Here is a 6,938-nt window from a genome sequence, read left to right as displayed (position 1 = left end):
CGTCTGGCGAAGGGCGATGACACCAGCTCCTGCTGGGTGCGCGTGTCGAGCGCGTGGGCGGGCCAGGGCTACGGCGGGGTGCAGATCCCGCGCGTCGGCGATGAGGTGGTGGTGGACTTTATCAACGGCGACCCGGACCGTCCGATCATTACCGGGCGCGTGTACAACGACGCGAGCATGCCGCCGTGGGCGCTGCCGGCTGCGGCGACGCAGATGGGCTTTTATAGCCGCAGCAAAGATGGCCATAAAGACAATGCCAATATTCTCCGTTTTGAAGATAAAGCCGGGCACGAGCAGATCTGGATCCATGCAGAAAAAAATATGGATACGGATATTGAAAATTCTGAAACTCATGATGTCGGTGTCGATCGTAGAAAAACCATCGGACAGGATGAGAATATTACGATTAAGCGGAACCTGAAATCAGATGTAGGTAATAATGAAACGCATAATATTGGTAACAAGCACGTAATAAACGTTGGGAAAGATCAAACCGTCTTGACCATGGATAAAGAAGGTAACGCGCTGCTGGAATCTGTGACCACGATTAAACTCAAAGTTAAAGACAACTATATTCTGATCGCCCCGGATACCATTGAGATTCACGTAGGCCAGGGCAACCTCAAAGCAGAGGCTGTGGAACAAGCCATCTTCAAAGGTGATGAGCTTACAAAACTAGGTGATGGGATCAATACCGAGCTCAAGGCAAATGATACGGTGAGTATAACGGGAACTAACCTTACCGATATTAAGGGCGCGATTGTAAAAGTTAACAGTTAATCTGCGTACAGAGAACGCTATTATGGGAAAACCAGCCGCCAGAGCGCGCATTGATTCCAGCGCACATACTGGCCCAATTCAAAGCGGAAGTCCCAACGTAATTATTGGCGGATTTCCGGCAGCACGAAAAGGCGACCCGCTTTCATGCTCCCAACATGGTCAGGGAAGTATTCTCAGTGGTTCAACAACGGTATTTGTGAACGGTTTGCCTCTCGCCAGGGAAGGTGACAAGACGGGTTGCAATACCTCAGCGACCCCTGCAGTCGCATCCACTCAACCCGCACCTCCGCAATACTGGGGCGGTACGGCGGCGAAGGATGCGGGTAAAGATGGTGCTATACATGGTGATGTTTACGACGCCCGTGTGCTTGGCGCCTATGCAAGCCTTGAAGATAAATCCGGCTTTGGAAAACCTGATACGGCTTCAGCCGGATTCGCACTTGCCGATATCACGGTCGGGAATACAAAAAGCCAGGATAAATATAAAGGCGAGGTACGTACTAAAGTAGGGGTGGCGGCTGCCAGCGGCACGTTAGTGACCGATCGAGCTGATTACGGGGCGATTAATCTCAATGCAAACGCCACCGCGATACAATATGGCGCCTCGGGAAGCATTGGTAAAGAAGGGCAACAATACGGCGGCGTCGGTGGGGATGTATACCTGGCAACCGCTGAAGCGAAGGCCGTCAGTGAACTATATGACGGAAATAAAGGGCGTTATGGTTTTAATGTTGAACTTGGCGCAGAAGCCGCGGCGGTCAAAGGAGAGGCGACGGCTAAAGCCGATTTTTATGGCGTAGTCGTTGCCGATGGCAAACTTTCAGGGAGTGCAGGGAGCGCTGGCGCTTCTGCAGGCGTGGGAACCTGGATTGATAGCACTGATTATTCATTTAACCTTAAGGTGTCCGGTGAGCTTGCAGCGGCGCTCGGTCTGGGAGGGGATGCCAGTATCAAATTTGCTCTCAAACCGATCCTTGACTGGATTTATGACGATGATGAAAGTAAGCCGTCCCCAGCGGCGGGCAGTGGCGATGGTGTGATTAAGACTGGCTGTGTTACAGTCCTGATAGGAGATTAAAATGTGTAAATGGGGAACGTTGTGATGCATTGGTTTTTCTTTATTCTCTTTATGATTTGGACGCTAGCGCTTATCTGGAATGGAAAAGATTTATTTAACAAAAAGCAGTGGCTCCTTGCGGGGTTAATGTTCGTTCTGGTGTTAGTGGCTACGGTCGTCATTGGCTTTACGTTGAAATGGCTTGCTCAGTCAATGTCATTATTTTCCGTCGCAACGGCCAAGCATTATTCGATCATCTTATCCATGTCTTTCCTGTGTGTTTGGGGATTAAAGATCACAGTAGTATTGCTCTGCACGTTATTTTCCGGGATTATGGGGGGGCACAAAAGATATAACGCGGAAAATTATGAAAAATTATCGTCTATGACACGTGCCGTGGCGCCTGGCTTACTTATCTTTGCTAAAAGCTTAATTACCCTCGGAAGCTTCCTTATGTTTTCGGGTTTATGGCTTAAGTAAGCGCGACGAGTGAGGTTGCATTATGGTTACTGAAAAACAATATTTTTTTCCTCTTGAGATAAAGGATCAGGAAAAAGAGATTCGGGAAAATTTCTGGAAATGTCTCTATACCTCTGCAGAAAAAGAGATGCTTCATTACTGGCTATTGTTACCCCAGAATGTTAAGCCAGCAGAGTTAAAGCCGATCACGTTTCAGGAGGTTGGACTGACGAATATCGGACGATACATCGCCGATGACACCGGCCCCTATATTGAAGTCTGGGCTGCATATGAACACTGTCAGTGGGAGATGAATGCGTCAGACTGGCTTATCAATAAGCTCGATTTAATGGGTGAGAAAGTACTGAGCCAAAGGATAATTACTCATCCTTCAGGAAGCGGGAAGTTTGCGGATATCCTGTCCATTAAAACGATGCCATCGGGTGATGAGGTCGTTTCACGATATACGGTGCAGAAGGATTATAATCCTGTAAATGGTGGGGGAAATTACTTCCTTTTGAAAACGGCTTGTGCGTCGAAGGATTACAACACGATTGCCGATACTATTTTCCTGATTGCTATCAACTGGGATTTACTGCATCGCAGCAATTTGATGCTTTCAGAACTGTTGAAAACAGTCAGCCTTAGCAACAAAAATGACAGTGGATTTAAAATTCCGGATTCATGGCTGGTGAATACGCTGGATGATAATCGTCTGGTAATTGAACACACAATAGGTAACGTCAACCATGGAGTGATTAATTTCTGTCTTTTCCGTCAGGCTGATTATCCCGCTGCGCAGGCTATTTTCGATGAAGCAACTGCGCGCTTTAACCGCCACGATAGTGCGGTCTCTCTTACGACATCGGACATTGCCAGCATCCCAAATGATATCAATCCCACGTTTACAGGCGATCTTTATAGCTGTACGGGAGAGGTAGTCAGTGCTGCTGAGAATATCAGGGCTTATTACGATATGCGTATCTTTAAAATTAATGATTTGTGGTGTTACGTTGAGGTGGTTGGGCCTCATCGTAATCATCAGGATTATTATTACGAAGCCAATAAACGATGCATGGAAATCATTCTTTCTACGTTTCGCATAGAAAAACGATGAGCTGACAAAGTTAATTCATGGCCATCTAAATAAAACCACAGAAATGTGGTTTTATTTTTGTTTCAAAGAAACAATATCATAACCGCCTTCGTTCTGAGGATTAGTTAACTTCAGGCACTGAGATCAGATCATCGTGGAATAAAAAATCATGCTCAGCTGAACTATCGTTCAGCTCGCGGGAGTGGATATTCTGTTCTGAAAACTGACATCCCGCTATGTTAACGGCACGCCAGGGCAGTATTTGAGGTGACTCATGAGTAAAGAAAATCACACCGCGCTGGATTATATCAATGATGCTATTGACGCAATTAATCATCGATTAGAAGAAAATCCTACATTTTCTTTATATGTTATGGCAAAGAATCAGTTGGACTATATTAAGTCTATTCTAACGGGGTCTGAGAAAGATAAAAGTAAATTGCACAAATTAAATCTTGGAGTGCTTGCGTCAAAAGAGTTTGATACAACCGATGCAGAACTTGCTCAGCATTTGTCCAATGTTAATTATATAGCTTCGCAAATGGGAAAAGGATTGAAGTTTATTCTCCCTCATGAGCAAGACGTTGAGTATTTGAAAAGGCAAAGACGGTATCGCAAGTGGTAAACAACGTTTGATTAAAGGGGGCGGGATGATAGATCTTTACAGCGAAGACTCAGTAATTAATCATTATGCCGATCGTTATCATCACTACATGCCAGTTAATGTTCGTAAGGTAATAAGAAGCAGCATTGATGATTCAAATTCCTCTCATGTATGGGATGAAACATTACCTTTAATCACAAATGAAGATGTTTCACGCGATAAAGCACTTGGGGCGTTAGTGGGTTTGGCTGTTGGCGATGCAGTTGGCACTACTCTTGAATTTAAACGCAGAGATAGTGAACATGTAGTGGATATGATTGGTGGCGGGCCCTTTGAATTAAAACCCGGTGAATGGACAGATGATACGTCTATGGCATTATGTCTGGCAGAAACTTATCTTTCAGAAAACAGAATGCATACCGATGTACTTAGAAAATATCTCCTGAAATGGTATCTCAATGGGGAGAACAGCAGTAATGGTCGTTGTTTTGATATCGGTAAAACGACGCGATTCGCGCTTGAACAGTATATGCTTGTCGGACCTTCCTGGTATGGTAATACAGAAAAGCACACGGCTGGTAATGCTGGGGTTATTCGTCAAGCTCCGGTGTCTATCTTCCGTCGAAAATCGCTGCGTGCGATTTACTTCGAATCCCAGGCTCAGAGTCGAGCAACTCATGGTGCAGTAGAGTCAATTAATGCATGCCAATTCCTCGGATTAGTATTGCACTATTTAATTAACGGTTATCAAAAAGACGAAGCTTTTTCGCCTCATGTTTTCCCATTATGCGCGCGTGTAATGATCATAAACGCGGGTGAGTATAAGCAGAAAACTCGCGATCAGATTCGTTCAAGTGGTTATGTTATCGATACGCTTGAGGCCGCGATGTGGTCCGTATGGAATACTGACAATTTCCGTGATGCGATTCTGCTGGCTGCCAATCTTGCCGATGATGCTGACAGCGTCGCGGCGACGGCGGGACAAATAGCGGGGGCGTTGTATGGTTATTCCGCGATCCCGCAGGACTGGAAAGATAAACTCGTACAACACGAACGTATTGCCACAATGGCGGGTAAACTATTCGATAGAGCGCCTGAGGATAATTTTTTATAGTTAGAATTACCAAGGGTAAGCGAGGGCATATGATGACTTGCGATCAGGTATGGAATTTTTAGTTAACTGAATCTACTGCAATGAATGAAATGACAATGTTTGGTTACGTTGATAGAGCATTAACTTTAGCACAGAAAAGATATGCAGACGTCAAGAATCGTGATCCCCAATCCCCGCTTTTGCAAATGTACGACTCTATTGTACAACAATTATTATTTCTACGGGATTTAATCGAAGGCAAGGAAAAGGATAGAGCGAAATTATGGGATATGACGTTCGGTATGTATGCAGGGAAGGAGTTTGATCATTCTGATGAGTTGTTTTTTGAAAGGTTGTCAGAGGCCTGGTTTATTGTGGATCAAATCCGCCGAGGGTTAAAGGTTAGGCTGCCGCATGAGGTCGATACCAACTATAATAAAAAGAAACAAAACCTCATGAAGAAATTCCCTGATGAATTTTAGTATTTCATATGAATAATATTTTTTATTATGGGTGAAAGGTGATTGACTTACATGCTGATTTAAATGCCTTGTTAAAATATGTTGATAGATATCGTAAATACTTACCCATTAGCAGACCTTCAGTCCAGCGAAGGATGCAGTATACGTATGATAATAAGCCATTAGAATCATCCTCAAATAGTGATGTACAAAAACAATGGGATTTAACACCACCATGTAATATCTCACTAGCGCAATCACGGGATCGTGCGGTAGGTACGCTTATTGGTCTTGCTGTTGGAGATGCTGTAGGTACGACGCTCGAATTTTTACCTCGTGACAAAGCACACGTCAAAGATATGACAGGTAGTGGGCCATTTCGGCTTCGTGCCGGCGAATGGACGGATGATACATCCATGGCGTTATGTCTTGCGGAAACACTCCTTGAGAAGGGTGATGCTGATACTATATGCTTCAGGAATAAGCTTCTGGAATGGTATCAGCATGGTTATAACAGTTCAAATGGCGTCTGTTTTGATATAGGCAATACAACTCGGTTTGCTTTAGAACAATATTTAATAGTTGGTCCTGGGTGGAACGGTAATACTTCGCCAGAAACTGCAGGTAATGCTTCCATTATCAGACAAGCACCTGTCTCTATTTTTTTTAGAAAATCATTAAGCAAAGCGTTTTATGAAGCTAAAAAACAATGTATCGCAACACACGGTGCCGCGGAAGCAATAAATAGCACGCAGTATTTAAGTTTTTTGCTTGTGCATATGATTAACGGTAGCAATAAAGATTTTGTTTTTACACCACACGTTATGCCGCTTCAGCCACGTGTAATGATCATTAACGCGGGTGAGTATAAGCAAAAAACTCGCGATCAGATTCGTTCAAGCGGTTACGTTATCGATACGCTTGAGGCCGCGATGTGGTCCGTATGGAAAACGGATAATTTCCGTGATGCCATTCTGCTGGCAGCCAACCTTGCCGATGATGCTGACAGCGTTGCGGCGACGGCGGGACAAATAGCGGGAGCATTATATGGTTATTCCGCTATTCCGCAGGAGTGGAAAAATAAACTCGTACAACATGAACGTATCGCCAAAATGGCTGGTGAATTGTTCGATAGAGCCCCTGAAGACACTTTCTTGTAACTGTTTATCTCGATGAAAATTCAGGAAAAGTTGTTTTTTTTGTGGCATGAGAAGTCAAACTTACAGCTACTCATTATCAAACCAGCAGCGTTTACGCTTTGCGTATTGAAATGAGTTAACTTCTGGCGCTGAGATTAGTCCATAGTGGAATAAAGATTATGCTCAACCGAATTACCGTTCAGCTCCCGGTGGAGGGGCTTCTGTTCTGGAAACTGACGGGCCGCGAGG

8 protein-coding genes are annotated in these 6,938 nt (G+C 44.6%); all 8 read left to right on the top strand.

Annotation, left to right across the window (positions count from 1 at the left end):
* Positions 1 to 780: type VI secretion system Vgr family protein (locus DOU50_RS01865; RefSeq protein ID WP_148768645.1), on the top strand; the 780-nt coding region annotated here is incomplete at its 5' end.
* 22 nt (positions 781 to 802) lie between these two features.
* Positions 803 to 1,858: a PAAR domain-containing protein gene (locus tag DOU50_RS01860; RefSeq protein ID WP_090421166.1), complete on the top strand. Its 1,056-nt coding sequence runs from the start codon at positions 803 to 805 to the stop codon at positions 1,856 to 1,858.
* Between the two features lie 24 nt (positions 1,859 to 1,882).
* A complete protein-coding gene (locus DOU50_RS01855; protein ID WP_073961692.1) occupies positions 1,883 to 2,317 on the top strand; it encodes a hypothetical protein in 435 nt (144 codons plus the stop codon).
* Between the two features lie 22 nt (positions 2,318 to 2,339).
* The gene (locus DOU50_RS01850) at positions 2,340 to 3,413 is read left to right on the top strand and encodes a hypothetical protein (RefSeq protein WP_048992419.1); all 1,074 of its coding nucleotides are present in this window, start codon (positions 2,340 to 2,342) and stop codon (positions 3,411 to 3,413) included.
* A 253-nt stretch (positions 3,414 to 3,666) separates the two neighbouring features.
* On the top strand, positions 3,667 to 4,017 hold the full coding sequence (locus tag DOU50_RS01845) for an immunity protein Tsi6 family protein (RefSeq protein WP_024909802.1): 351 nt from the start codon (positions 3,667 to 3,669) through the stop codon (positions 4,015 to 4,017).
* A gap of 25 nt (positions 4,018 to 4,042) precedes the next feature.
* Positions 4,043 to 5,110 carry an ADP-ribosylarginine hydrolase Tri1 gene (tri1, locus tag DOU50_RS01840; RefSeq protein ID WP_148768644.1) on the top strand — a complete coding sequence of 356 codons (1,068 nt, stop codon included), beginning with the start codon at positions 4,043 to 4,045 and terminating at the stop codon, positions 5,108 to 5,110.
* A 95-nt stretch (positions 5,111 to 5,205) separates the two neighbouring features.
* Positions 5,206 to 5,571: an immunity protein Tsi6 family protein gene (locus DOU50_RS01835; RefSeq protein ID WP_410374673.1), complete on the top strand. Its 366-nt coding sequence runs from the start codon at positions 5,206 to 5,208 to the stop codon at positions 5,569 to 5,571.
* 38 nt (positions 5,572 to 5,609) lie between these two features.
* Positions 5,610 to 6,710, top strand: coding sequence for an ADP-ribosylarginine hydrolase Tri1 (tri1, locus tag DOU50_RS01830; RefSeq protein ID WP_148768642.1), 1,101 nt, complete (start codon positions 5,610 to 5,612; stop codon positions 6,708 to 6,710).
* Positions 6,711 to 6,938: the final 228 nt, after the last annotated feature.

The organism is Enterobacter sp. C6, assembly GCF_008122455.1.
Classification (GTDB): Bacteria; Pseudomonadota; Gammaproteobacteria; order Enterobacterales; family Enterobacteriaceae; genus Enterobacter; species Enterobacter pseudoroggenkampii.
Note: the sequence above shows the minus strand (reverse complement) of the source record. Positions and strands in the feature narration are given on the sequence as shown.